Source organism: Candidatus Dojkabacteria bacterium, assembly GCA_016927995.1.
Lineage (GTDB): Bacteria > Patescibacteriota > Dojkabacteria > JAFGLO01 > JAFGLO01 > JAFGLO01.
In genome coordinates this window covers 1-23,823 of the sequence record JAFGLO010000007.1, presented here as the reverse complement: position 1 = coordinate 23,823, position 23,823 = coordinate 1, and the positions used below count along the sequence as shown (strand labels likewise).

General features: G+C 37.3%; 27 protein-coding genes. 6 read left to right on the top strand and 21 right to left on the bottom strand.

Annotated features, from left to right (window positions below; genetic code table 11):
- Window positions 1-140: 140 nt before the first annotated feature.
- From JW962_01865 to JW962_01855, 3 genes are read right to left on the bottom strand one after another with little or no spacing between them, the layout of a single operon-like run.
- Complete coding sequence (locus JW962_01865) at window positions 141-1,454, bottom strand: AAA family ATPase (GenBank protein MBN1374058.1); 1,314 nt, start codon at window positions 1,452-1,454, stop codon at window positions 141-143.
- An 11-nt stretch (window positions 1,455-1,465) separates the two neighbouring features.
- Window positions 1,466-2,488 (bottom strand): tRNA-dihydrouridine synthase family protein, encoded by a 1,023-nt coding sequence (locus JW962_01860; GenBank protein ID MBN1374057.1) that lies wholly within the window; start codon window positions 2,486-2,488, stop codon window positions 1,466-1,468.
- Window positions 2,485-2,790: an RNHCP domain-containing protein gene (locus JW962_01855; protein MBN1374056.1), complete on the bottom strand. Its 306-nt coding sequence runs from the start codon at window positions 2,788-2,790 to the stop codon at window positions 2,485-2,487. Before JW962_01855 ends, JW962_01860 begins: the two co-directional genes overlap by 4 nt.
- 53 nt (window positions 2,791-2,843) lie before the next feature.
- Here JW962_01855 and JW962_01850 point away from each other — a divergent pair, with 53 nt between their 5' ends.
- The 6 genes from JW962_01850 to JW962_01825 all read left to right on the top strand — a co-directional run bounded on the left by JW962_01850 (window position 2,844) and on the right by JW962_01825 (window position 9,375).
- Window positions 2,844-4,133, top strand: coding sequence for a serpin family protein (locus JW962_01850; GenBank protein MBN1374055.1), 1,290 nt, complete (start codon window positions 2,844-2,846; stop codon window positions 4,131-4,133).
- A 43-nt stretch (window positions 4,134-4,176) separates the two neighbouring features.
- The gene (locus JW962_01845; GenBank protein ID MBN1374054.1) at window positions 4,177-5,283 is read left to right on the top strand and encodes a tyrosine-type recombinase/integrase; all 1,107 of its coding nucleotides are present in this window, start codon (window positions 4,177-4,179) and stop codon (window positions 5,281-5,283) included.
- An 88-nt stretch (window positions 5,284-5,371) separates the two neighbouring features.
- On the top strand, window positions 5,372-6,406 hold the full coding sequence (pilM, locus tag JW962_01840) for a type IV pilus assembly protein PilM (GenBank protein MBN1374053.1): 1,035 nt from the start codon (window positions 5,372-5,374) through the stop codon (window positions 6,404-6,406).
- A 4-nt stretch (window positions 6,407-6,410) separates the two neighbouring features.
- On the top strand, window positions 6,411-7,004 hold the full coding sequence (locus tag JW962_01835; protein MBN1374052.1) for a hypothetical protein: 594 nt from the start codon (window positions 6,411-6,413) through the stop codon (window positions 7,002-7,004).
- Between the two features lie 53 nt (window positions 7,005-7,057).
- Window positions 7,058-7,774 carry a hypothetical protein gene (locus JW962_01830; GenBank protein MBN1374051.1) on the top strand — a complete coding sequence of 239 codons (717 nt, stop codon included), beginning with the start codon at window positions 7,058-7,060 and terminating at the stop codon, window positions 7,772-7,774.
- Window positions 7,771-9,375 (top strand): CapA family protein, encoded by a 1,605-nt coding sequence (locus JW962_01825; protein MBN1374050.1) that lies wholly within the window; start codon window positions 7,771-7,773, stop codon window positions 9,373-9,375. The genes JW962_01830 and JW962_01825 overlap by 4 nt, the downstream gene beginning before the upstream one ends.
- 77 nt (window positions 9,376-9,452) lie before the next feature.
- Here the strand turns inward: JW962_01825 and JW962_01820 are convergent, their stop codons facing one another.
- The 18 genes from JW962_01820 to lepB all read right to left on the bottom strand — a co-directional run bounded on the left by JW962_01820 (window position 9,453) and on the right by lepB (window position 23,535).
- Window positions 9,453-9,635: a hypothetical protein gene (locus JW962_01820; GenBank protein ID MBN1374049.1), complete on the bottom strand. Its 183-nt coding sequence runs from the start codon at window positions 9,633-9,635 to the stop codon at window positions 9,453-9,455.
- A 200-nt stretch (window positions 9,636-9,835) separates the two neighbouring features.
- A complete protein-coding gene (locus JW962_01815; protein ID MBN1374048.1) occupies window positions 9,836-10,069 on the bottom strand; it encodes a KH domain-containing protein in 234 nt (77 codons plus the stop codon).
- A gap of 115 nt (window positions 10,070-10,184) precedes the next feature.
- Window positions 10,185-10,763 carry a 30S ribosomal protein S16 gene (gene rpsP / locus JW962_01810; GenBank protein MBN1374047.1) on the bottom strand — a complete coding sequence of 193 codons (579 nt, stop codon included), beginning with the start codon at window positions 10,761-10,763 and terminating at the stop codon, window positions 10,185-10,187.
- Window positions 10,764-10,892: 129 nt separating this feature from the next.
- Window positions 10,893-11,585 carry a ribonuclease III gene (gene rnc / locus JW962_01805; GenBank protein ID MBN1374046.1) on the bottom strand — a complete coding sequence of 231 codons (693 nt, stop codon included), beginning with the start codon at window positions 11,583-11,585 and terminating at the stop codon, window positions 10,893-10,895.
- Window positions 11,551-12,018 (bottom strand): hypothetical protein, encoded by a 468-nt coding sequence (locus JW962_01800; protein MBN1374045.1) that lies wholly within the window; start codon window positions 12,016-12,018, stop codon window positions 11,551-11,553. Before JW962_01800 ends, rnc begins: the two co-directional genes overlap by 35 nt.
- Window positions 12,002-12,157 (bottom strand): 50S ribosomal protein L32, encoded by a 156-nt coding sequence (gene rpmF, locus JW962_01795; protein MBN1374044.1) that lies wholly within the window; start codon window positions 12,155-12,157, stop codon window positions 12,002-12,004. Before rpmF ends, JW962_01800 begins: the two co-directional genes overlap by 17 nt.
- Window positions 12,158-12,197: 40 nt before the next feature.
- Window positions 12,198-14,513 carry a hypothetical protein gene (locus JW962_01790; GenBank protein ID MBN1374043.1) on the bottom strand — a complete coding sequence of 772 codons (2,316 nt, stop codon included), beginning with the start codon at window positions 14,511-14,513 and terminating at the stop codon, window positions 12,198-12,200.
- Window positions 14,506-14,838 carry a hypothetical protein gene (locus JW962_01785; protein ID MBN1374042.1) on the bottom strand — a complete coding sequence of 111 codons (333 nt, stop codon included), beginning with the start codon at window positions 14,836-14,838 and terminating at the stop codon, window positions 14,506-14,508. The genes JW962_01790 and JW962_01785 overlap by 8 nt, the downstream gene beginning before the upstream one ends.
- On the bottom strand, window positions 14,838-15,428 hold the full coding sequence (locus JW962_01780; protein MBN1374041.1) for an RsmD family RNA methyltransferase: 591 nt from the start codon (window positions 15,426-15,428) through the stop codon (window positions 14,838-14,840). The genes JW962_01785 and JW962_01780 overlap by 1 nt, the downstream gene beginning before the upstream one ends.
- Before the next feature lie 255 nt (window positions 15,429-15,683).
- The gene (gene miaA, locus JW962_01775; GenBank protein MBN1374040.1) at window positions 15,684-16,532 is read right to left on the bottom strand and encodes a tRNA (adenosine(37)-N6)-dimethylallyltransferase MiaA; all 849 of its coding nucleotides are present in this window, start codon (window positions 16,530-16,532) and stop codon (window positions 15,684-15,686) included.
- On the bottom strand, window positions 16,525-16,968 hold the full coding sequence (locus tag JW962_01770) for an RNA methyltransferase (protein ID MBN1374039.1): 444 nt from the start codon (window positions 16,966-16,968) through the stop codon (window positions 16,525-16,527). The genes miaA and JW962_01770 overlap by 8 nt, the downstream gene beginning before the upstream one ends.
- 103 nt (window positions 16,969-17,071) lie before the next feature.
- Window positions 17,072-17,713, bottom strand: coding sequence for a hypothetical protein (locus JW962_01765; protein MBN1374038.1), 642 nt, complete (start codon window positions 17,711-17,713; stop codon window positions 17,072-17,074).
- 41 nt (window positions 17,714-17,754) lie between these two features.
- On the bottom strand, window positions 17,755-19,242 hold the full coding sequence (locus JW962_01760) for a bifunctional (p)ppGpp synthetase/guanosine-3',5'-bis(diphosphate) 3'-pyrophosphohydrolase (protein MBN1374037.1): 1,488 nt from the start codon (window positions 19,240-19,242) through the stop codon (window positions 17,755-17,757).
- A 2-nt stretch (window positions 19,243-19,244) separates the two neighbouring features.
- Window positions 19,245-19,589 carry a YraN family protein gene (locus JW962_01755; protein ID MBN1374036.1) on the bottom strand — a complete coding sequence of 115 codons (345 nt, stop codon included), beginning with the start codon at window positions 19,587-19,589 and terminating at the stop codon, window positions 19,245-19,247.
- Between the two features lie 82 nt (window positions 19,590-19,671).
- Window positions 19,672-21,030 carry a chromosomal replication initiator protein DnaA gene (gene dnaA / locus JW962_01750; GenBank protein MBN1374035.1) on the bottom strand — a complete coding sequence of 453 codons (1,359 nt, stop codon included), beginning with the start codon at window positions 21,028-21,030 and terminating at the stop codon, window positions 19,672-19,674.
- A 147-nt stretch (window positions 21,031-21,177) separates the two neighbouring features.
- Window positions 21,178-22,059: a ParB/RepB/Spo0J family partition protein gene (locus JW962_01745; protein ID MBN1374034.1), complete on the bottom strand. Its 882-nt coding sequence runs from the start codon at window positions 22,057-22,059 to the stop codon at window positions 21,178-21,180.
- A 23-nt stretch (window positions 22,060-22,082) separates the two neighbouring features.
- A complete protein-coding gene (locus JW962_01740) occupies window positions 22,083-22,850 on the bottom strand; it encodes a ParA family protein (GenBank protein ID MBN1374033.1) in 768 nt (255 codons plus the stop codon).
- A 64-nt stretch (window positions 22,851-22,914) separates the two neighbouring features.
- Window positions 22,915-23,535 carry a signal peptidase I gene (gene lepB / locus JW962_01735; protein MBN1374032.1) on the bottom strand — a complete coding sequence of 207 codons (621 nt, stop codon included), beginning with the start codon at window positions 23,533-23,535 and terminating at the stop codon, window positions 22,915-22,917.
- Between the last annotated feature and the right edge of the window lie 288 nt (window positions 23,536-23,823).

Here is a 23,823-nt window from a genome sequence, read left to right as displayed (position 1 = left end):
GACTCTAATCATATCGTTTGGGAAGTTAGAGTCTTTCGTGGATTTTATGCACACATGTCGGTCTAGACCTGTCTCTACAATAATGAACGAATAAATGACGAAACGGATGATGAACGAATAAATGATGAAACGGGTGATGATTAAACAATTGATGAAACAGATTGCAAGAAATCTGTAATTCGTTGGTCGACTTTTATGTCGGACGGTTTAACAGGTCGTGAAAGGGTTAACCCTTCTAAACTTGTGCACCTACTTAGGGCAACATAGGTTTGCCCTTCGCTAAATGCACCACGTTCAAGATCAATAACAACTTTTTCAAATGTTTTACCTTGGCTCTTGTGGATTGTAATTGCCCAGGCAAGTCTTATAGGAAGTTGAATAAATGAACCAACAACCTCTTTTTTTAAAGATTTTGTTAAATTGTCCCAGCTTGTTTTAAATATTTCCCATTCGTTGGGGAAAATTTCATGAGTTGTATTTTGTCCAGCTTGTCCGTCGAGCTGTACAAGTACAGATCCATCCTTGAGTTCTGTAATATTTCCGAGTGTTCCGTTTATCCATCTGCCGTCTTTGTCGTTGTTTAGCATCATTATTCGAGCACCCTTTTTTAATTTTAGAATTTCTTGTGTTGGAAATGCGTTTTCTTTAAAATCTCCGGAAACATACGCGGTATATGTTCTTACCGGGTTAGAAATAGTCGCTAGTCTCTGCTCATTTACCATATCGGCCTTCTGATTTGTGGTTGTTAAATAAATTGAGTCTGTTTCGGAACTTGTTAGCTTAAAGCAATTTTGATTTAGGTATGTTAACCCTTGAAATGATGCGTTGCCCTCTCTTATGGAATTAAGAATATTTATAAACTTTTCGTCACGTTGACGATAAATTGTATCAAGTGTAAATGCACTTAGAGCTCTTTCTTTTGTGATTCGTTTTATAACTTGAGATGAAAAAAAGTATGGGCTTTCATACATTATTGAAAATTCATCCATTTCGTCTCTTTGTAGTATGGGTGGAAGCTGGTATAGGTCGCCAAATGCAATTATTGGAAGCCCACCAAACGGTTGATCTGATGCTTTTGAGATTCGAAGAAATGTATCTACAAAGTCCAAAAGATCTGCTCTAACCATAGAGATTTCATCAATGATAATGCAGTCGAGTTTTTCTATTACTTTGTGTACGTTGTTGGATTTGTTCTTCGCCTTGGCGAATACATCTTTTATGGTAGTTGCTGGGGTAAATCCAAAGAATGAGTGGATTGTTTGTCCGCCAATATTTACTGCTGCTGCGCCTGTTGGTGCAAGTAGTACGGAATTCTTAGATGTGGTCTCGAAAAAGTGTGTAAGTAGTGTGGATTTTCCTGTTCCTGCTTTGCCTGTGATTAAGGTGAATGGTGGAATATCCTTTTCAAGTGTTGAAAGAATAGATTTCCAAGTACGATCGATTGTTATGTTCATGGGGATATTTTTTAAACCTGCGATAAAATTGTATCACAATCCTCGTATGTTTCACATTCCATAAATTTTTGCTTTAGATCTTTAACATCGGGAAGCCCCTTAAGGTACCAGACAATATGTTTTTTAAGCGGATCAATATACTCAGGGGCGAAAGCTTTATAAAGTTCAATATGTTTTTTTATAAAACTTAACTGACCCTTCAATGTGCGAGTTACTTTATGCCGCGAAAGTAGATCCACATTTCCCAAGAATCCACGGCCAATTAATATACCCTCGGGGGTAATCTTGAGCTTGCTTGAAAGCTCGTTTTGAGCATTATAGTTTTCGTCTGTAAAAAATGCTTTACCTATATCACCGTTTCCTAAAATCGGGGTTTGCATAAGTTTATTTATTTTTTGAATATGTTTCCAATTTGCCGATCCGGAATACATTTGGGATTGGGTTCTACCGTGAATTGTAATAAGATCAACTTTGAGCGTATCAAGAAATTTCCACCACGTATCGGGCATTACTTCTTTGATTCCTAGTCGTGTTTTTATACTTATGGTCAATGTTTTTTTCTGTGGTCTCAAAAATCCTGCTGCCCTCGTCTTATTTACTTCTGCTAATATTTTTTTAACCTTTGAATCGGTGCTGTAATCTGATTTTAATCCTGTACGGATAGCGGAAATAATTGATTTTACCGTCTTTTCATTTCCGATTAATGCTGAACCTGCGCCACTTTGAACAACTCGCTTTTCCGGACAGCCTAAGTTTAAATCAATTCCGTCAAATCCCATTTGCTTGGCAATAAAAGCTGCAATTTCGAAGTACTTAAGCTGAGATCCATTCCCAAAAAACTGAGCGAATATTTTGGGTTCTTCTGGTCGGTAGAGTAAGCGCTTTACGTGCAAATCGGGTTTCTCGTATAACCCTTGTACATTAACAAATTCGGTATAGACTGTATTTATCATTGGAGAAAACTGTTCTACCATAAGTCGAAACGGAAGATCGGTTATTCCATCCATTGGGGAGAGTGCGATAATTTCTTTCATAAGGCTTTATTTAACACTTCAAGGTTATCATCTGGAGCTATTAAACAGTAAACGGTATCGCCACAGCTTTCACACTTAAATTCTATCTGCTGCTTGCCTTTGCGAGTTACGATTTTAAGCGGCTTTAGTATACCGTGGCAGGTATTATTTCTGTCGCCGGGTTCTATATCTACGTGTAGCCCGTGTAGACAGAAAGGACAGTGGTCTCGGTTTCCTACCTTAAGTTTTGGGACCTTCCTGCCGCAGTTTTTGCAAACGAAAGGTTGGTTATTATTTTTATATGCCATGTGCAATTTTATCATAATGAGTGTAACCTAGGATATCTATATGTTTAAGTTAACTTGTTTTAAACGAAATGGACAAAACGCGTAAAATACTTTTAATTATCGCAGGGTCAGTGCTTTTGACCACTTTGACAGTTGCAATAATATTGGCCTGGAAAAGCAAATCAAATGATTCAAAGGTTAATGAAATTAATTCAACAGATGGTGTGAAAGTTGTCGAGGCTTCTAATGAGTTTGGACTAGATCTGCTTACTGCGCTATACACACCTATACCGCATCATGATGCCCACAAATATTCTATATTTATTTCCCCGTTAAGTATTGAAATTGCTCTAGCACTTGCGGCTAACGGCGCCAATGGAGAAACTCAGGAGCAGATGCTTTCGGCACTTGGACTTAATGATATAGAGATTAACAAGCTAAACGAGCAGTTTAAGATTCTTCAAGAGTATCTTACCGATGCCGAGTATTTAGATACTGCAAATGCAATTTGGCTTAGTGAGGAATACCATTTAAAGGATGAGTTTGTTAATGTGGCAAAGAACTATTTTACATCTGTAATTGACGGTTTTGATCCGGAAAATCCATTAGAAACGGCTTTGGCCATTAACAACTGGGCTGCTGATAATACCAACGACAAAATAAAGGAAGTTGTAACTGCAAATCTGCTTTCTAATATTAGAATGATTCTTGCGAATGCCGTTTATTTTAAACAGGATTGGCAATACCAATTTAATCCCGACAATACTTTGCCAAATCAAAAGTTTACACCGGATTGGATGATAGATTCTGATCCAGTAGGCGATGTGTATGGTCCTTTTTACGTTGATCTAATGGCTCTTTACGACCAGGAGCTTAACTATTACGAAGACAACACAATGCAGATAGTTGAGCTTCCTTATGCGAAAGAAAATTTGGTTATGTATGTTGTATTGCCAACAGAAGGAAATACGGTTTCAAGTCTTTTGAAGACTTGGAGGTTTGAAAGCATTTCGGACTTAGAAGCTGCTATGGAGCTTAATGAAGGGACCGTTCTATTTCCCAAATTTGAACAGAAATATAGTGTTTTCCTGAATCATTTCTTGAATAATATGGGTATGGAACTGGCTTTTTCGGATTCTGCAGACTTTTCCGGCATTACAGACGATTGTTCACTGGCAATAGATCTTGTAAAGCATGATTCATACATAAAAGTTGATGAAGAAGGAACAGAAGCAGCTGCCGTAACAACGGTTGGGTTTGATATTGTGTCTGTGGAAACTGATGAGTTTTACTTTAAGGCCGATCACACATTTATGTATATGATTGTTGACAAAAGTACTGATACAATGTTATTCGTGGGAATCTTTAACGATAATTAACGTAATGTATTTGGTATAAGAGGTTCTGATATAATGATATATCATGCTAAAGCTGTTTTATCTACCCAAACAAGACGATTACCTACTCGAACTTACCGCAAGTAACTACAGTGACAAGACCACAAAAAATTATAAACGCGACCTTTCCGTATTTGCACTTTTTATTGATAAAGAAGGCGAAAAGTTTGGAAACATTTCAAAAAAAACAATAACGCTATATAAAAGCTATCTTCAAACTGGAGAGTATTTAAAAGATTTAAAGGTACTGCAGCGGCTACATCCAGAAAAAGGTGGGGATCCTATTACAAGGGAGACTGCTTTGAAAGCTTGCCTTGATAGTGGCACAGTGAAACAGCAGAACAATGAAGTAAAATCGAGGCAGCGCATTGATGTACCAACCTATCGTGGGCGTTATGGATACGGCAAGGCACCGCAAAAGGGTTTGCAGGCTTCAAGCATTAACAGATTTTTATCATCGCTTAGGTCGTATTTAAAGTATTTAGTTGATTTTGACTACGACTGCCCTATTCCACCCGATGCCATAAAGCTTATTAAAACTGAGCGCAAAAAGTCGCAGGTAGCCGAATTTGACGAACTTTTAAAGCTTATCGAGGCACCAATGGAATTTGAAAAAGACGATAAAATTGCACTTCGCAACCGGGCCATACTTGAAGTGCTTTTCTCTACAGGTTTGCGTGTATCTGAACTTGTATCTTTGGATCGTGATCAGATTAACGAAAACGGTAAGATTTATGTTATCGGTAAAGGGAAAAAGGGTCGGTTTGTATATCTTACTCCGCGGGCCCTTACCTGGATTAAAGAGTATTTAAAGATTCGTGAAGATGATAAACCCGCACTTTTTATACCATATCGTGGTGGTCGTCAGGGTGAAAAAAACGCCAGAATTTCTACAAATTATATTGAAGAAAAATTATCGGCTTATCGAAAACTTCTGGGAATTGTTGTGCCTACTACTCCTCATAGTTTGCGACATGGATTTGCAACATATTTGGCCGAAAATGGAGCATCACCTGCTGCAATTCAAGTACTTTTGGGGCATGCAAGTCTAAATACGACTACAAGATATGTTCATGCATCCGATAAATTTGCGGAAGATACTCATAAGAAATTCCATCCGCTTAAAGAGTAGCTGGTTTTGTCATATTTCGGTTGACACGGATTCCTTAATATTCTACTATTAGAGTAACAATTAGTCTGTTAATTTTACTGCCCAAAATATGGCTGAGCGTTTACCCGATCATTTTGGAATAGATTTTGGAAATCATTCTGTAAAAGCTGTTTATCTAAAGAATTTTGCAAGCAAAACTCCGGAACTTGCAGGAATAGGAAATATTAAAACTCCATTTGGGGTTTTAAACAGTGAAAACGATGTTCACAAAGACAGACTTGCTTCTGTTGTTAGGCAAATGATTAACGATGCAGGAATACGGGTTAAGCAAGTAGTTGCTGCTGTTCCTGAATCAGTAGTTTCAACACGAGTCTCTACATATAAAGGTGTAAAAGAAAGTGAGCTTGCTCAGGCAGTATACTGGGATGCTAAGCAGTCTTTACCTGTCCCAATAGAGGAAATGCAAGTTGATCACACCGTACTTGGTGAGAAAAAAGAAACCCAGGAGTTTCTTGTACTTAGGGTTGCTGCTACAAAAAAAATTATTCAAACTTACATTGATGTACTTGAACGTGCAGGGCTTGAACCAATTGCAATAGAAACCGAAGGTGTTGCTATTGCCCGAATGATAAAACATACAACCGGGATTCCTGAAGCAATTGTACTTGATTTTGGTTCTCAGACTACTGACATGAGTATTGTGAAACAAGGTAATCTTGTATTCTCTCAGAGTATTTCTACAGGGTCGGATTCGCTTACTAGATCCATTATGAACGATTTTTCGCTTGAATATCCACAGGCTGAAGAATACAAAATTAAATATGGACTCGAAGCCTCACAACTTGAAGGGAAAATATTTAATTCACTTGAACCAATTGTAAAAATCATTGTAGGAGAAGTTGTTCGTGGCATTGAATTTTACAAATCACAAACAGGGTTTTCATCGCCCAAAGATGTATATTTGGTAGGTGATGGGGCTCTGCTTCCCGGGCTTGCACTTTATTTAACCGATCAACTGGGGCTTAACATTTCACTTGCAGATCCTTGGCAGAATTTTAAGATACGTGGCGAATACGAGAAAATTCTTGAAAATAGTCGATCAGCCTACGCTGTTGCTGTAGGACTTGCTTTAAAAGATATTTAAAACTATGGCACTAGATAGATCAATAAACCTGCTTCTTCCTCCATCAGCTGAAGAAGTACGAAAGGTTGAGGTAAAAAGCACAATAAATGTTTCCAGTGTAATCGTCATTTTTGTTATTGTTTTTGTAGGAGTGATTGTACTTTTCTTTAATCTGTACTTTAACATTCAAATAACCCAGGCAAAAAAGGAGAAAGCAAAAATTGAAGGGTTAATAACCAATCGAAAAGATACTGAATATAGACAACGTTTATTAAACGACAAATGGATTTCCTATACAACAGTAAGAGAGCTAACAATTTCCGACTATGAATCCAAAATTAGGGTTTTAAGGGCTGCTCTACCCTCGGCATGTACTGTAGACGGATATTCTTTCTCTAACGACTTGGCATTTTCTTTTCAAGGAACCTGTAATTTATATTCCGAAGTTTTGTCAGTTGCCGATAGTCTTGCCGACAATGATATTATATCGCAGGTAATTGTAGTGAAAATTGGATCATCTGACTCAAGCAGAGGAATTGATTATTCAAATATTAACATCAGTGAGTATGCGTATCGCATTGAAGGATATTTTTCATTAAGTTCAGTTGCTACTAAGTAATGGCCGTTATCGGAAGTCAAGTAAAGGGTAATAAAAAAATAAGAAAGAGCATAATGAGTTCCCTTGCAACGATATCAAAAGGATTAACCGTATCCGATATTGTTATCCCCATAATAGGTGTTTTAATTCTTGCAGGTGTCGGAATCTTGATTTTTCCTTACATACAGGGAATTTTTGACAAGAACAGTGAGTACACTCAGCTAAAAAATGAGATTTCCCAACTTAAAGAAAAATATACAACACTTGAGCAGATAAACGTAACGTCACAGGTTACAATTCTTTCTAAGCTCAATTCATTAATCCCAACAAACATGGAAGTCAGCACGCTTGCAATTCATGTAAAAAGCCTTGCTGAACGTTATGGACTTGTTGCAGAAAGTATCACACTTCAACAGTCCGATCACCCTGGAATAACATCAATAAGCGATGTGCGGGGGCTTTCGGGATTGGTATTTCCTGAGGGGCTTAATGTAGTTGCCGGCCCGTTTGTTTATGTAGGTGATATTACAAACATAGGATCATTTCTTGATGAGTTAACAAGTAAAGGTGTTTTGATCAGCGTTAATGATCTGGCAATAAGGCACGTAGAGGGATTCTCCGACACAATTGATGCAAATCGTTATACAAGTATTTCGGATCCATGGAGAATTACTTTTAACGTGGTATGTTACTCCCTTGAGGACCCTCAGGATTTTTCTATTATTACACCTGTTGCTGTTTTTGACACAGCAATAATAGAATCAGAGCTTGAATATCGAAACGTTGAATGAAGAAACCTTATATTTTAGCATTTATAATAACCGTCATTGTCTCGAGTCTTTGTATGAGCTGGTACTTTAAGAGTGTAAATTTTCTTGCTGAGAAATCCGGTGTCTCTGTTGCGGCAAAACCCTTTGTGGTAAAGGTACTTATACTTCCAATGTCTGTAGATCCAAATGTAAAAGAAAGATTATCCGAGTCAGGCTACTTTTGTTTGAACATTCCTTCGAACGTTGTTTCTGTAGGAGGTTTAAGGTTTAACTACGAAAGTTATTTTCCTAACACTGATGTTGTTTCTCAACCTATTCTTGAAGAGATATACTTTGCTGCTGTTACAAACGTTAAATCAAAGATTGAAGACACCGACCTCTTGGCAACTTCTTCTATAGTTTCGACTCGTGCTACGCTAGAAAAAATTCCGGTATTTTTTACTCATCCAAATCTTACTATTGTTGATACAACTGCTGATGTTTATGCTGCACTTGATCTTGATAGAACGCTTGTAGGGCTTGTTCTATTTACCGAACTTAGTCCGCAATATCGTGCTTTAACTGTTGATGGAATTAGTCCTTTTGATTTTGACGCGGATTATCCTTTACGATCATATCTTATAACTGATCGTTCCATGCCACTGTCATTCGATCCATTGACAAATAGAGATCCTGAAAAGTTACTAACGGTTACTCAAACAGGCGTTACTGCAATTACAAGATCACTTGCTGCAAAGATAGAGCGCGTTGGTCAGTATGATTGGCCATCACAAAGGATTGCGGAATATCTTCGTGCGTCAGACATTGCACACACAAGTAATGAAGTTTCTTTTGTTACGGATTGTTCTCCTGTGGATAGTCCTACCTATAGATTTTGCTCTCATCCTAACTATGTGGAATCGTTAACTAATGCGGGAATAGACATTGTTGAACTTACGGGAAATCATAATAATGATTATGGCTCCAGCTGGAATGCATTTTCCATTGATATGTATGATAACTTAGGTATAAAGCATTTTGGTGGAGGAAAGGATGCTGTAAGTGCAAGTGAAATTTTGTATATTGAAGAAAAGGGTACAAAGATTGCATTTATTGGATACAACTTTTACGATTGGTATTACGGTAATTCATATGCGCTTGCTACCGACTCACACCCGGGAGCTAATGCATACGAAAGTGATGAAAACATGAGGCAAGATATTGGAGAAGCAAGTGAAAATGCAGATATTGTTATTGTGGACTTTCAGTTTCAGGAATGCTGGTGTTATGATGGACTTAGTAGTTGTTATTTACCTGTTGGTATTCCTAACCAAAGGTATTATTTTGAACTGGCTGCAGATTACGGGGCTGACATTGTTGTGGGAACTCAGGCGCATACCCCCCAGGTTATAGAGAACTATCAAGATAGTGTGATTTTTTATGGTCTGGGAAATATCTTTTTTGATCAGGCAAACTGGCAATGGACTCGTGAGGCAATGATAATTACCCACGTGTTTTACGAAGGGCAGCATTTATCCACGGTTGTGCACCCTATTTATTACGAGGGTGCATCAATGCAGCCCGAGATCTTGTGGGAAGGCTCACACAGAGAATCCTTAATGGATAGATACTTTCAGAGGTAAGAAGACTACCTTAACTATCTCGAGAGTTAAGAGTTTGGTCGACAGGTTTGTTTGGAGTTCCGTAATGGTGTGAAGAATTACGAGTTCCTGATGGATTTAACCCTTTTTAACTTCTCCCTAACATAACGTTGTGCTAAAGTAGCGAGCTCTCCAGTTGCAAATATAGCGTTTGCTTCTGCCAGAGCACGCTGTTTAGGTGAACTTTCAGGGTTCTCGGCTTCAAGCTTTGCCAAGACGTATTCAGCCTTTGCAGCTTTCATGGCATTATTAATAATATCTTCCTGTATTAGTTGGCTGAGTTTCTGCTGATGTAGGAATTCTCTGTGCGGCCTCTTCAAATGAAGGTTTCTGGTTCGCTGTGATTGGATCCGCTACTGCTCTTGGGTCTGGTGGTGTTGGTTGAGAAAATCTATCTGGTACCATTGTTTTGTTTGTGAACTTAGGTGTTATTTAAGTTGTTTTATTCTAACTCCAAAACGGCACGAATGCCTGTTTTAATGGCTTTGATTTTTATAATGTCGCGGATAGCATTTATTGTGCGTCCATGCTTCCCTATTACAAGTCCTTTGTCTTCTTCTTTAACGGAAATTTTATAAACTTTGACATTTGGCATTTCGCCGTCGAGCTCTTCGATTTTTATGTCTTCCGGACTATTTACGATGCTTTCAATTATGTGTTTTATAAGCTCTATCATGTGTGAGCAGAAAAACTTATATATTTTTCATTGTCTCATTGTTACACAAAATAGTCAATTGCATAATTTTAGGGCGAGAATTAGGGTCACCTTATGGACTTATTTTGCACAAGGGTTAAGTCGTTGCTTCCGGTGTAGGTTCCTTGGGCTTTGGCTCTTCAGCCTTTGGTTCGTCAACTTTAGGTTCCTCGGGCTTTGATTTTTCAGCCTTTGGTTCGTCAACTTTAGGTTCCTCGGGCTTTGATTTTTCAGCCTTTGGTTCGTCGGCCTTAGGTTCCTTGGGACTTGACTCTTTCACTGTCTCACCGGCTGGCTGCTCTACGACTGCTTCACTACTTGACTCCTTCACTGTTTCACTACCTACGGGTTGGGCTTCAGCAGCTTTGGCTGCAAGCTTTTTTAGTTTTCTGTTTTCTTGTTTTTTAATACCCTCTTCGGCGATTTTTTTGATTCGTTTGGGGTTTCGTGCAATTTTAATAAGAGCCATGACTTTTTCTGTTGGTTGTGCACCATTCTTTAGCCATTTATCGACCTTTTCGAGGTCAAGTTTAAGTTCCAATGGCTTTTGGGTTGGATTGTAATAACCTAGATCGTCCAGGAATTTTCCATCTCTTGGCCATTGAGCATGGGCAACAACTATTCTGTAGTTTGGAACGTGTCTTTTTCCTTTTCGAGTTAAACGGATCTTAAGCATTGATATATTTAGTTATCTTAGAATAAAGCTAAATCGTGCCAGACTTTGAAACTTGAGGATAGGTAAAAAGCCTAGGATACGAGTTTAGAACTTGTGTATATTACAATAATAATGAATCTTTGTAAATGGTTACGATAATTTCTTAAGGGCTTGCTCTGCCGCAGCTTCTTCCGCCTTTTGTTTTGAATTACCCATTCCTACTCCAAGTTGTTTTTGATCTACACAAACCGAAACTGTAAATTCACGTTCATGTGCCGGACCCAGCTCTGATACTAGTTTATAGGTCGGTGTAGTTTTGAATTTTGTTTGAGTTATTTCCTGAAGTTGAGTTTTGGGATCTTTGTATCGTTTTTCTTTTAATATTTCGGGTAGTTTGGGTGTAAGCGTTTTAAGAACAAATTTTTGAGCTGTAGCAAAACCTGCATCGATATACAAAGCTCCGACTATTGATTCATAAATATTTGCAAGAATGTATGGCTTATCTTCACCACCACTTTTCCGCTCGGCAGTGCTCATTCTTATTACTTCCGACAGACCAAGTTCATTTATTACATCGGTTAATGTTTCAGTACGAACAAGTGCCGATCTAATTAATGTTAGATCACCTTCTGCTTTATCTTTAAATTTAAAGTAGATGTATTTTGATATGACAAGCTCAAGTACAGCGTCACCTAAAAACTCAATTCGTTCGTTTGAAAAGATTTTAGGATTTTTTGCTCTAAATGATCTGTGCGTTAGTGCTGTGAGTAATAACCGTTTATTTTTAAACGTGTGTCCGGTTACTTCTTCAATTTTCTTTATGTTCTGAGAATACTGCTCCAAGTAATCCGCTAATAAATTGAGTTTGGTTTAATGAGGCAAGTTCTTTTGAAATTTCAAGAGCCTCGTTGATTGCAACTTTTGGTGGAACTGTTTTTCCTACAAATCCTTCAAAAATTGATACTCTTAGGATGCTTAACACGACTTTGTCTATTTCTTCGATTGGTCGTTTAGGGGCATGATTTTTTATGATCTCATCGATCTTATGTAAGTCTTCTATTATTGCTTTTAAGCTCTCGTTGAATCTGCTCTCCTTTATTTTACCTACATTTGCTGTTCTAAGAATCTCTTTGTAATTAATGTCCGCAGCAGAAATTTCTTTTTTGATGTCTTCAAAGAATATGGTATATAAAACAATTATAAGAGCAACCCTGGTTCTTCTAACTATATGCTCCGGTTGTTTTATGCTTATGTTGGCGTTATTTGTAGAATCCACAGCGTGGGCACTTTTGATGAGGTAACTTAGGGGCATTACACTTTGGGCACAATACGAAGTTTATCTTTTTAAGCTTGTCATGAGCCCTTCTTCTGCCCTTTCTGTTGGTTGATATCCTTCTCTTTGGAAGCGGTGTCATTAGTTTTAAATATAATTTATTGATAAATCATGGCAGTATATCACACTGACGGAAGTTTTTGAAGCACTTTCCGGATTCCTGAATACGATATGCCTTGCTCGTATAACTTAGTCGCAAGCTTAATTGCATCGGTCGAATCAAGCTTTTTGTCATTTGTGATAACAAATGTTCTTATATATTCGAGAATTTCGTAAATGTCAGGAAGTTCAAGTACGGCCAGTCCTTCAAGTTTTGTGAAAAGCCGTGCATCAATAAGATGTTTTATCTTTAAGAGTGTTAAGTTTTCTATTGTTGTATGTGGAAGTTGCCTTTCGGAAAAATATTCCTTTGGAAGGCTACTAATTGTTAAAAATATTATGGTTTGGGTAAAATCTAGGATTCTTTTGTCGACAAGAAGCTGACCTTTTGAAAGAATTTGTAAGATAATTTCAAGTGAGGACGGTTTAGCCTTCTCAATATTTTCAAAGAGAATAGTTGCCGGCCGATCTGCTTTCTTAATGTTAGTAATAATATTGTCTTTTTCCATATTGATTATGATTATCTTCTGGTTGGGAAATAACGTTTCGTGTATAACCTTTAATAAGTGACGTTTGCCCCACTTTTGTGGTGCAACAACAAGAAACGAAAGAATGGTTTTTACTTCTTGGTTGTCGAATATCATTTTTCGCTTAAGCGCTTTGAATATCTTTTTTATTGTGTGTTTTTGCCCGATTACCTGGGCATATACTTCCTCTTCACGCCTACTTAAATATATTATTGATTCAAGTTCCTCCCTTGTTTTATTGAGTAATTGGGCTGTCGATTTGAATATCCGCCCGGAGTCAACGTTTGGAATACTAAATCTTTCCAAATATCCTATTGTTGCCGAGACTCTGTCTTTAACGGGATACAAAACGTCCGAAAGGATATATGCGGCATACAGTGCAATTGTTGTCGGCCTAAGTTCCAAAAGGAAGTTTTGAATTGTACTAATGTCTGTTTGAATATCTTCCGGAGTTGGTGAAATCATATCCATTCCAAGGACCTCCCGCAAATCGTAATTTTGGGCAACGTTGCTGTTAAGAACCACAAAGATTCTACACTTCCGGGTTGTTAAAATTTTTGTTAGCTGTTTAATAAGGGTTTGTGTTCGCTTAAGGATCCCGGGATTTTCGTCCCACCCGTCAATAAATACAATTGAATTTTGTTTTATTGCCGAGAATGCATTTGTAAATGAAGGTCCAATTTCCGTGTATAATTCATATACTTTTAGTAAATCAACTGAAAGTACCGGTCCCCTATGTTCGTGTGATGTAGTGTTTATAAAGTTTTCCTTTTGAAGTGTGTTTGGAAAAAGTGCTACATTGGGTATAGGCGGAGCTTTAAGCACGGAGGTTATCCTGATGCTAAGTGGTGCACTTGTGCGAATTGATTTTGCCCAAATTTGGCTTATGCATTTTTTAAGTAAGCTTGAGTGTGGAACAATCAATTGGTTTGAAAACTGTAAACGGATTTTGGTTTTTATAATCTTTTGCTCTGATTCGATTTGAGTTGCAGCAATAAGTGTATGATAGTTATCGACCTGTGAAAAATTTGTATAGAAGTACGGGAAGACGTATAGAAAAGTCGAGAACAGATTTTGAATAGTTACTGTTGGATTATTGGTTTCTATTGCAAACTGAGTAACATATGTTAAAAATGAGTTTAGTGCTGCAAGATTAAGCTTTGGAAATTCTTTGGGATTAAGACTGTCAAGATCAAGATTAATCTCTAGTGAATTTAACAATTTTTCACATTCAGGTTGGATTGCAGCAAGTCTGAAAAGCACAAGTGAATCCCATGTGTTTTCTTGGACCGACAGTAGGATAAGGTTTATGACATCTTCATCGAAATAATTAAGATAGTTGGTTCTGGTTTGTGAAATATTGGACAGATCTATAAGTCTTAGGTTTGGTAATATATAATCGGAGGGAATAAACTGCTCGACTTTGTATATCTGCGTATAGATTGAATATATAACCCCTGTAAAAAATATTAAGGATAAATGAAAAAAGAATGAAATTACGGTTTGTTGGGTTTGGGATAACTCTGCTAAGAAGACAAGATTTATAAAAAGGCTCTTGTATGTGAAAGGAATGCCTAATAACATTCCCGGCAGGAGTAAAATTGAATAAAGAATAACTCTAAGACCTAATGTTTGCTTTCTTTTTTTGATTGTTCTAAGGTTTTTGGCAAGTGTCGCTGTCGATAATGTAAAGAATCTATCCTGAGTAAGTACTGAAACAGTATACTCGTTATCACTAATTAGCTCATAGGGGAACTCTTCGTATGATATTGGAATCTGATTTTTTGATTTTATTATTACCGATCTATCCATTTGTTATCGGGCTTAAGACTAAAAGTAAAATGTTAATTATTGGTAAAGTCGTCCAAGCAATAACACATACAATTCCAACGAAAAACACTAAAGCATCAATTGCGTAAGTTAAAATATTTATCAGAATAATAACTATTCTTAGAATAATTCCGGAACCTTGAGTCTTTAGTATGGCAAAGCCTTCGTGTGGATTTATAAATTCGGTGATTTTAAGAATAATAATCTTTGAATGTTTTAATATGTTTATAGGAACGGTGTAATACCACCAGGTAACAAAGTCTTTTGTTGGAAGCTTGATTGCAGATATAATCGTTTTAAATTCCATTACTCAAAGAAGTAAACTGAAGCTATCGAAACTGCGTATTTCTTTTGCTTATCAAGAGACAATGTGCCAAAACTCGATTTAATATCTTGGGGTGGATTTATGGTTTTATCATGCTTTAGGATAACAATTGCTTTGGGCTCGAGAAATTCACAGAGTCGTTCAAGGATGTCGGTAATCTTCTCCGTTGTTATTTTATTGTATGGTGGATCAATGAACACAATTCTGTATTTTTCTTCAAGTGAAGCACTGGCTCCGAGAAAATCTTCAACCTTTATGTTAAAAAATGATGCTCTGTGCGAAAACCTTGTTTTTTCAAGATTTTTGTAAATAAAGCTCTCCGCTTGTTTAGACTGATCAACAAAGTCGCAATATTTTGCTCCCCGAGACAAAGCCTCTATTCCGAAACTGCCTATGCCGCAAAACAGATCGAGTACATTTGCATCGAGTATTGCTGTTTGAATTATTGAGAATACACCTTCTTTAAAGCGATTTGAGGCAATCCGGATCGAAACCGAAGATTTTAAGCGCCCTTTTACGTATGGAGTTTCAAGCTTTATACCTTTTGCTTTTCCGGCTTTTATATAACTCATTGGTAGGCAGTATCGAAAAATGAATAATAAATTATACAATACATTTCCCCGTAGGGACAGGTCTAGACCCGCACCCCTTGATTTCAAACGTACTATTAGATAAGGGTTTTCGGAGGGGCATCTTTCGACCACCTACACCCTCTTTACAAATATTGATCTGGCGGTTGTTTTGTAAAAGGTTAGAGCGGCTAGTGTCTTAAAATTTTTCGTGATATATCATCCAAAATTTGGACTACTGTAAGTCTAGACCTGTCCCTACGGAGGGGTATGTAATTTTTTCATAATCCACCTGCGTTGGTACCTTGCATATTGCCTGTGGCGGATAATTATGCGTTCTTTAAGCTCGGTAAGCGGAATATCACCGTTTATGAAATCTACAGCTTCCTTATATCCCATTGTGGAAAGTCCGACACAATCTTTGGGATATTTTTGTAAAAGTCTTTTTGTTTCTTCTATAAGCCCTGCGTCCAACATTTTTTCCACACGAACCTGCAGCTTCTTCTGAGTTTCTTCTTTTGTTGGAATAAGAGGTATTGTAATGAAATCGTAGGCAATGTTTTTTTGTTCTGTAACCTTTCTATTGTCTAATGCAACTTCCAGCCATCGTACCAATCTACGTTTGTTGTTCCGTTCACCATTATCCATGTTTTCCCACACATCAGGACGTTTTGTTTTAAGTATTAACTGAAGTTGAGGTAAGGCTTTCTTTTCAAGCCGGATACGCTTTTTAATGTTAGGTTTTGTTTCTCGAAGCGTATATCCCTTAAGGAGTGCTGTTATATACATTACTGTTCCGCCGACAACAACAGGGATTTTGCCTGCAGCATGTGCCTTTGCAAAAACATGTTCACACTCTTTTAAAAAATCATAAACAGTAAAGCGTTTGTCGGGGGTAACAACATCTATCAAGTGAAGAGAAGGAATGAGTTTTTTGTGTTTTGCCTTTAAAAGTGCTTCCTTGTTTGTTCCTATGTCCAGTCCCTTATAGACTTTACGAGAATCAGCTGAAATAACAGGTGAATCAAGTGTTGATGCAATTTTTATTGCTAGTGTTGATTTTCCTGTGCCCGTTGGTCCGAAAATAACAATTACCTGATTATTCATTGGGAATGGCATACATAACAATTGAGGCGGCGATTGCAACATTTAATGATTCCTTTCGACCGTTCATTGGTATTTTTATACTTGGGTATTTTTGAGTAAGCGATTTGTCCACTCCGTCAAGTTCGTTTCCAACTACAATTGCGATATCTTTTGGGTAAGGATATTTCCTGAAATCGGTTGCAGATTTGGTAAGCTCCAGACAGATAATTCGAGTTCCATCCTTCTCAAGCTGAGATAGGGCATCGGATGCAGTTTTAAAGTATTGCCATGGTACTGTTTCTTCCGCAAAAAGTGCTGTTTTCTTGACTTTGGGATTTTCCGGGGTTGGTGTATAGCCGCATAAAAAAAGCCTGCAATCCCCTCGCCCATCGGCGGTTCTAAATATTGATCCCACATTAAATGCGGATCGAATATTGTCGAGGACTAAAGTAATCACAAAAATTAGGTCTTAGATTAATGATCGAGATATTATAGCAACAACATAAAAATAAGTATTTCTTGCTTTACTAATTTACTGTTCTTCTAATTTCTTAATTCCCCTACTTTACCAAAAGCACAACCTTTCCTTCCGTATCAAAGTCAAGTTCAAAATTTCGACCTTCAGCCAATGTGAATTCGTAGATTGAGGTCTTGCCGGAATATACTCCTTCAACAGTTGGCGCCCAATTTTCAACTAGATTGTATATGCAGGTTTCTTCTGCGCAGGTACCGTTTATATAATTAACTGTTAAATCTTTGGTTACATTTTTAAAGGTAACGTTAAGGGTATTTCCTGTTTTTTGAGTTGTGTATTCAATGTTTTTTGATGCAGTAGCCTTTGTAACGTTCCATTCAAAATGCATTACCCCGGCTTCTACACGATATGCAAATCCTGTTATTGAAAAATCGGTATAATTTCCGGAGGTTGATGATGTATTTTCGGTTTCCTCTTCCTCTGGCTCTTCCTCGTTCTCTTCTTCGGGGTTTTCCTCTTCTGTTTCCTCTTCGGCTTCCGATGATTCTTGGTTGGAATTCTCTTCGTTTTCATCTTTTGTTTCCTGCTCTTGTTCCTGAGTATTCTCTTTGTTTTCTGTATCCTTGGTTGAGTTCATTCCCGTGGTTGCGTACCAAATTAGGCCACCACCGGCAAGAAACAGAAAGATAATAAAGGCAATGGTTCCTATGTTATTTTTTTGCTCCATAGGTTTTTTAAGAATTTAGATACTTATTCAATATAACATACTTAAGTAGCTCTGTCACCGGTTTCTAGGTTTCTGAGAGATTTTCGAATTTGGCTAAGGGTTTCTGTGTCCTTTGCAATCTTAAGCCAGTCTTTCCTTACGTTTGGCTTTTTCGTTGTAATTATTTGGACAATGTCGCCGGTTTTTAGTGTGTCTGATATTTTTGACATTATGCCATTGATTTTTGCACCTCCACAGTGCTCGCCGACTTTTGTATGAATTTTATACGCAAAGTCAATGGGTGTTGCATCCTTGGAAAGTCGTATTACATCGGATTTTGGCGTGAAAACGAATATAGAATCTTTAAAAAGATTAAGTTTGTAAATTCGCTTATCTGTCGGATTATCTTTCCACTGCTGAAGCTTGTCGAATACATAAAGATCCTTATCAAGATCTTCCTTAAAAACTATTTTTACTTTGTATGCAATATGGGAAGCAGGACCATACTCATTGAAAAGATGCATTTCAGGTGTTTTAATTTGAATCTCTGTCTGAATTTTTTTACGTTGATCTGTAAACATTCTAATGTGTAAACTGCGGTAGCCGTTAGGTCGTGGATTTGCTATATAATCACGTCCCGTATTATCGTATGTTCGTGGAACCTTTTCGAATTTCCCTTTTATGAGGTTAAATGCCTTATAACAATCTTCTACGGTTGGCAATAGTATAGTGGTTCCATATTTGTCTGCAATTTGATCAATGAACCCTAAAGGAACGTTTGACTTATCTGGTATTTCGGACCCAAACCCTCGAATCGTTTTCTCATATGTACTGTAAATACCTTTTGTTCGTCCAAAGATTTTTATAGGTCGAAGGTTTTGACTTGCAAGAAGATTTACAAGCCTTTTCTTAAAGGATTTATGATAATTGGGGTCTTCATATTTTTTTAGAACTTGTTTGATTTTCTGGTACTCAGAAGGGTTTTCAACCATGAATGCAAGATCATCAAACTTACGCTTTAGTGCAGCCATCCCAATAAAATCGGCAAGTGGAGAATATATTCGTTTTATTCTGTTTAAAAGCCGTTTTTTTTCGCTAGGCGGAAGATTTTCGTAGTTTTCTAGATCTTCAAGTTTATCGAATAATTTCACAATTAGAATACGAATGTCGTTGCTAGTGGACAATAAAAGTTTTGTGGTTAATGATATTGTTGTGTGTTTGTCATTTACTTTGTAAACCAAAGACTTAATTGCTGTGTAATTTTTTATTAGCCGAACCAGAGTTTTTTCTTTGGGAAGCAGTTTATCGATTTCGGATTCTTTTATAAAAAGTCCGATATCATGAAGAATTGCAAGTTTAATCGTATTAAGGTCAAGGTTTTGATTTAAACAGTCGTTTGCAACATTAAGGCTATGTGAAAGCATACTTTCGCCCCAGCTACATGTATTATTGGCATAGACTTTTTGGGCAAGAGTAATCACACTCTCAATTTCGGCAAGATTTTTCGGGTTTGTTTTATTTATTTGTGCCAAGAAAGTTGGTTGATCCATTTTTAGATTGGTTCCAATAAGTATGACTTGATCAAGATTCCGTGGGATAGAGTGATATGGATAATCAGTATTTGTATATTAGCATATATGCGTGGATTTATTAACTTTTGAGAATAAAATGTTTGTAGTAATCTATTAACCTTTTGAGGTGTTACATTACTTAATGAGTAGTGGCTGTTATTATTGTCTGTTTTTACCTCCACTAAATAAAGGTCTTTTGCCTTTCGGCAAAGAATATCTATCTCACCAAAACGTGAAAAAATATTGGTTTTTAAAATTGTATAATTTTGGTTTCTCAAATATAGCTTTGCCAAATCTTCACCAATTTGACCAATATATCTACTCATTTTTACGTCTGTAACACCTCCCGGATATACTTTAGCACCATGGAGTTCTCAAAGAAATAGTCCAATATGGCATGTTGAAAGGTTAGAGGGTATTTTGTCTGATTCGTTGGCGAAGTCGTTCGATTTTTTCACGAACAGTATCATCCTTAAGAATGAGAGATGATACTCTTTTAACTGCATTAAGAACGGTTGTGTGGTCAGTTTTCCCTAAGAAACCTGCGATATCTTCAAGCTTGTGTTTTAGGTCTTCACGAATAATGAACATTGCGACTTGTCTTGGCTTTGCAATTTGTGCACGTCTGCTTGAACCTTTAAGCTCTTTAACTGTAACATTAAATTCTTTTGCAACGGCTTTAATAACCTTCTTTGGACTTATCTGGCGCTGCTTTTGCTCTATGTCGCGTTTAAGAATATTTTCAATTTCCGCCGGTGTAGGAATTATTCCGGTAACGGTTTTCTGGTTATAGATTCGATTTAAGGCACCTTCAAGTTCACGAATATTTGACTCTACTGAGCTTGCAATTGAATTGATACATTCTTCGGGGAGATGTATCAGGTTTTGTTCACATTTCTTTTTAAGAATTGCTATGCGCATTTCATAAGTAGGTTCAGAAATATCGGCAACCATGCCCCCTTCAAACCTGCTGCGCAACCTATCCATTAGATTTGAAATTTGGGAGGGAGGTCGATCAGATGCAAACACTATTTGTTTATTTGCAAGATATAGTTCATTAAATGTATGGAAAAGTTCACTTTGAGTTTCCTGCCAGTTTGAGATAAATTGAATGTCATCGATAATGAGCAAGTCGAGCTTTCGGTATTTCTGCCGAAATTCGGTAGTCTTTCCTGACCTAATTGCTTCAACCATTGAGTTCAAAAAGGTTTCACTTGCACAGTAATATATTTTTCGGTTGGGATTGTCATTTAACATACGATTCCCGATTGCATGCATTAAGTGTGTTTTGCCTAGCCCTACCCCGCCATAAATAAACAGTGGATTATATGTTGCTCCGGGACGTGCTGCAACTGCTTCTGCCGCTGCATGTGCAAGTCTATTTGACGGACCAACAATAAACGATTCGAAGCTGTAGCGAATATTTATGTTTGAGTTGCCGAGGACTTTAATAAGAGAGTTTTCGTCTTTTCCCGTTGAAAAAAGGGGGGTTTTTTCTATAGCCTCTTTGCTAGACAGATTCTCGTCTATTACAAAGGTTACTGCAATGTGGTTACCTACAAGCTGGCTTATTGTTTCGGTTAAAAGAATTCTGTGTTTTGATTCTATCCACTCACGGACAAATGGATCGGCACATCCGATTACTGCAACGCCGTTATTTAATTTGTTTAGATTTGCGCGAGAGAACCATGTGCTTATGGTTGTACTTGAGACTTGGGTTGATATTGTTTCTAAGATTTTATTCCAAAGTGTTTTGGGATCATTCATTGTAAAATAATAGAACTATTCTTAGGTTTTAGGCAGTTGTCGGGAGATTTCAGAGAGAGTTTACCACATGGATTTCCAAGGTGCAAATAGCTATGGTAAAAGTTATTATCCTGTTTACAATCTAGCAGAACCTTAAATATTATACGATTATTGATTTACAACCTTCTTGAAAATCTGTTCCAATTCGGTTTCCGTCTTATAGCGCATTACGAGTTTTCCTCCATCTTTTAAGGGAACAATTCTGACAGGGACATCAAGATATTTTCCAAGGTCTCGTTGGATTTTTTTTGCACCGCCGGATAGAACATATTCAATAATCTTTTTAGAGGAATCTTTATTGATATCGCCTTTGCGGAGTCTATTAACAAGATCTTCTGTGTCACGTACAGACAGATTGTTTTTAACTGTAATTTTAAATGCTTGAATTTGTAAATCAGGACCCAAAAGCCCGAGAATGGCTTTTGCATGACCTTCAGAAATTACTCCGTTCTGGAGTGCATTGATAATTTCTTGCGGAAGTTTAAGGAGCCTGGTTTTATTAGAAATAAACGATTTGGATTTGCTAATCTTTTTTGCAAGTTCGGTAAGTGAAAGTTTAAACTCTAATAAAAGTTGTTTGTATGCTCTGGCCTCCTCAATTGGTGACAGGTCTTCACGTTGAATGTTTTCAATAACAGCAATTTCTAGCATATCTTGTCGGGACATATCTTTTATAACTGCAGGAATCTGCGTAAGTCCTGCTAACTTGCTTGCTCTAAGCCTACGTTCGCCGATAATTAGTGTGTAATTGTCTTCTATGTCTTTTGTAACAATAATTGGTTGAAGTACCCCATTTTGACGAATCGACTCAGCTAACTCAAGAAGTTTATTCATCTCAAAGCTTTGTCTAGGCTGATAAGGGTTTGCTTTGATTTTTGAAATGTCAATTTCAATAACACCTGCAGTATTTTTGTTTAGTGTTTGCGCTGTTTCGTCGGATATTAAAGCCGACAGTCCGCGACCAAGTCTTGTTTTGGAATCTGATTGCATTTTAGATGGCAGTTAAGTTATTTTTAAAATCGATTAGCAAGTTCAGTAGCAAGCTCTTCGTATTTTTGTGCCCCTTGTGAAGTTGGGTCATAATCAAAAATGCTTTTTCCGTGAGACGGGGCTTCGGAGAGGCGGACATTTCTTGGAATAATAGTTTTAAAAACCTTATCACCAAGATGCGACCTAACATCATTTGCAACTTGCTCAGATAGTTTTGTACGTGCATCGTACATAGTCAAGATCACGCCACCTATTTCCAGACCGGGGTTTATTCCCTTTACTACACGTATAGTCTCGAGCAATTTTCCAAGTCCCTCCAGTGCAAAATATTCACACTGAATTGGAATAATTACTGAATCTGCGGCAACAAGTGCATTTATTGTCAGAATTCCTAGAGATGGAGGTGAATCAATGATTACGTAATCAAGAGATTCTTTAAAGTTGTCGAGCGCTGTTTTAAGCTTTGTCTCTCTCGAAAGCATGTTAATCATTTCAATTTCGGCACCGGCCAGTGAAATACTTGCGGGTGCAAGAAAAAGGTTCTTTAACGAGGTTGTAACAAATATGTCCGAAAGTTTTTTTTCGCCGATTAGAACATCATAGATTCCGGGGCTTTCTTCATCTTCTTTTTTTGAAATCGTGTAACCAATACCCGAACTTAAATTTGCCTGAGGATCAAGATCGACGAGTAGAACCTTTTTTCCTTTTTGTGAAAGTGCTGCGCCCAAGTTTATTGCAGTTGTGGTTTTTCCGACTCCTCCTTTTTGATTTATAATAACGAGTTTTTTCATAAAGAATTCCTATAAATATCTACATAATAATACAATAGAAAGCAGGAAATGGCAAAACAGAAAACTATTTGTACTCCGGTTCTTTAATAAAAAAAATGCGCCTATCCGGACCGCTTGAGAAGACAATCGAAGCTTTTCCTTTAAAAAGGTCAAGTGATACGGCTCCAATATCTCTACTGTCTGTGCTTCCCGTACGATTATCACCCACAAGGAAGTAATATCCTTCCGGAATTACAAATTGGTTTTCGTCGCCTTCCTTTAAAAATGCACCTCCGGGGGTGCAAATATCTGGACTTATGTATACAGATTCATCGAGCAGTTTCCCGTTTATATAAAAATGGCAGTCTTTTATTGCAATGGTTTCGCCTGGGAGTCCAATAACACGCTTTATGTAATCGCGGTATTCGGTTCTTTCAAAGATGACAATCTCTCCCCTATTTGGTTTTCTAAAATTGTATGTTTGTTTTGATGCAACAACAAAACTTTTGTCGTGAATATTGGGTTCCATTGATGATCCGAGTACTTCGTGTGGAGTTGCTAAGAATAGCCAAGCAAAAACAGCAATCAAAAATGAAATTAGGAGTGGTTGAATAAACCATAAAATTGAAGAAAAGAACTTTATAATCGGGTTCTTTTGTGGGCTTTGTTCAGGGGATTTGTCTCCTCTTAATTCAAATTCGCTCATGGCTTCAGTATACAGTGAAATAGTGAAACAGTAAAGTAGTGAAATAATGAAGTAATACTCTCCGGAAAATACCTATGAGAGAAGTGGCAAGCTTTAACAAAAAAATAAAACAGATAAAGGGTTCACTTCGAACATAGGAATCGAGGGAAGCTTAAGCAGTAAAGCAGTAAAGCAGTGAAGTAGTGAAACAGTGAAACAGTGAAGTAGTGAAATAGTAAAGTAGTAAAGTAATACTCTGGAAGCCCGGCATGCGAGCAGAGATTCACCTTAACAAGAAAGCAAAACAAG

Excerpts from the sequence above, each read along its gene's own strand:
- JW962_01865 (MBN1374058.1), bottom strand. The coding sequence starts at position 1,454 with ATGAACATAACAATCGATCGTACTTGGAAATCTATTCTTTCAACACTT.
- JW962_01860 (MBN1374057.1), bottom strand. The coding sequence starts at position 2,488 with ATGAAAGAAATTATCGCACTCTCCCCAATGGATGGAATAACCGATCTT.
- JW962_01855 (MBN1374056.1), bottom strand. The coding sequence starts at position 2,790 with ATGATAAAATTGCACATGGCATATAAAAATAATAACCAACCTTTCGTT.
- JW962_01850 (MBN1374055.1), top strand. The coding sequence starts at position 2,844 with ATGGACAAAACGCGTAAAATACTTTTAATTATCGCAGGGTCAGTGCTT.
- JW962_01845 (MBN1374054.1), top strand. The coding sequence starts at position 4,177 with ATGCTAAAGCTGTTTTATCTACCCAAACAAGACGATTACCTACTCGAA.
- pilM (MBN1374053.1), top strand. The coding sequence starts at position 5,372 with ATGGCTGAGCGTTTACCCGATCATTTTGGAATAGATTTTGGAAATCAT.
- JW962_01835 (MBN1374052.1), top strand. The coding sequence starts at position 6,411 with ATGGCACTAGATAGATCAATAAACCTGCTTCTTCCTCCATCAGCTGAA.
- JW962_01830 (MBN1374051.1), top strand. The coding sequence starts at position 7,058 with ATGAGTTCCCTTGCAACGATATCAAAAGGATTAACCGTATCCGATATT.
- JW962_01825 (MBN1374050.1), top strand. The coding sequence starts at position 7,771 with ATGAAGAAACCTTATATTTTAGCATTTATAATAACCGTCATTGTCTCG.
- JW962_01820 (MBN1374049.1), bottom strand. The coding sequence starts at position 9,635 with ATGAAAGCTGCAAAGGCTGAATACGTCTTGGCAAAGCTTGAAGCCGAG.
- JW962_01815 (MBN1374048.1), bottom strand. The coding sequence starts at position 10,069 with ATGATAGAGCTTATAAAACACATAATTGAAAGCATCGTAAATAGTCCG.
- rpsP (MBN1374047.1), bottom strand. The coding sequence starts at position 10,763 with ATGCTTAAGATCCGTTTAACTCGAAAAGGAAAAAGACACGTTCCAAAC.
- rpmF (MBN1374044.1), bottom strand. The coding sequence starts at position 12,157 with ATGACACCGCTTCCAAAGAGAAGGATATCAACCAACAGAAAGGGCAGA.
- JW962_01790 (MBN1374043.1), bottom strand. The coding sequence starts at position 14,513 with ATGGATAGATCGGTAATAATAAAATCAAAAAATCAGATTCCAATATCA.
- JW962_01785 (MBN1374042.1), bottom strand. The coding sequence starts at position 14,838 with ATGGAATTTAAAACGATTATATCTGCAATCAAGCTTCCAACAAAAGAC.
- JW962_01780 (MBN1374041.1), bottom strand. The coding sequence starts at position 15,428 with ATGAGTTATATAAAAGCCGGAAAAGCAAAAGGTATAAAGCTTGAAACT.
- miaA (MBN1374040.1), bottom strand. The coding sequence starts at position 16,532 with ATGAATAATCAGGTAATTGTTATTTTCGGACCAACGGGCACAGGAAAA.
- JW962_01765 (MBN1374038.1), bottom strand. The coding sequence starts at position 17,713 with ATGGAGCAAAAAAATAACATAGGAACCATTGCCTTTATTATCTTTCTG.
- JW962_01760 (MBN1374037.1), bottom strand. The coding sequence starts at position 19,242 with ATGGATCAACCAACTTTCTTGGCACAAATAAATAAAACAAACCCGAAA.
- JW962_01755 (MBN1374036.1), bottom strand. The coding sequence starts at position 19,589 with ATGAGTAGATATATTGGTCAAATTGGTGAAGATTTGGCAAAGCTATAT.
- dnaA (MBN1374035.1), bottom strand. The coding sequence starts at position 21,030 with ATGAATGATCCCAAAACACTTTGGAATAAAATCTTAGAAACAATATCA.
- JW962_01745 (MBN1374034.1), bottom strand. The coding sequence starts at position 22,059 with ATGCAATCAGATTCCAAAACAAGACTTGGTCGCGGACTGTCGGCTTTA.
- JW962_01740 (MBN1374033.1), bottom strand. The coding sequence starts at position 22,850 with ATGAAAAAACTCGTTATTATAAATCAAAAAGGAGGAGTCGGAAAAACC.
- lepB (MBN1374032.1), bottom strand. The coding sequence starts at position 23,535 with ATGAGCGAATTTGAATTAAGAGGAGACAAATCCCCTGAACAAAGCCCA.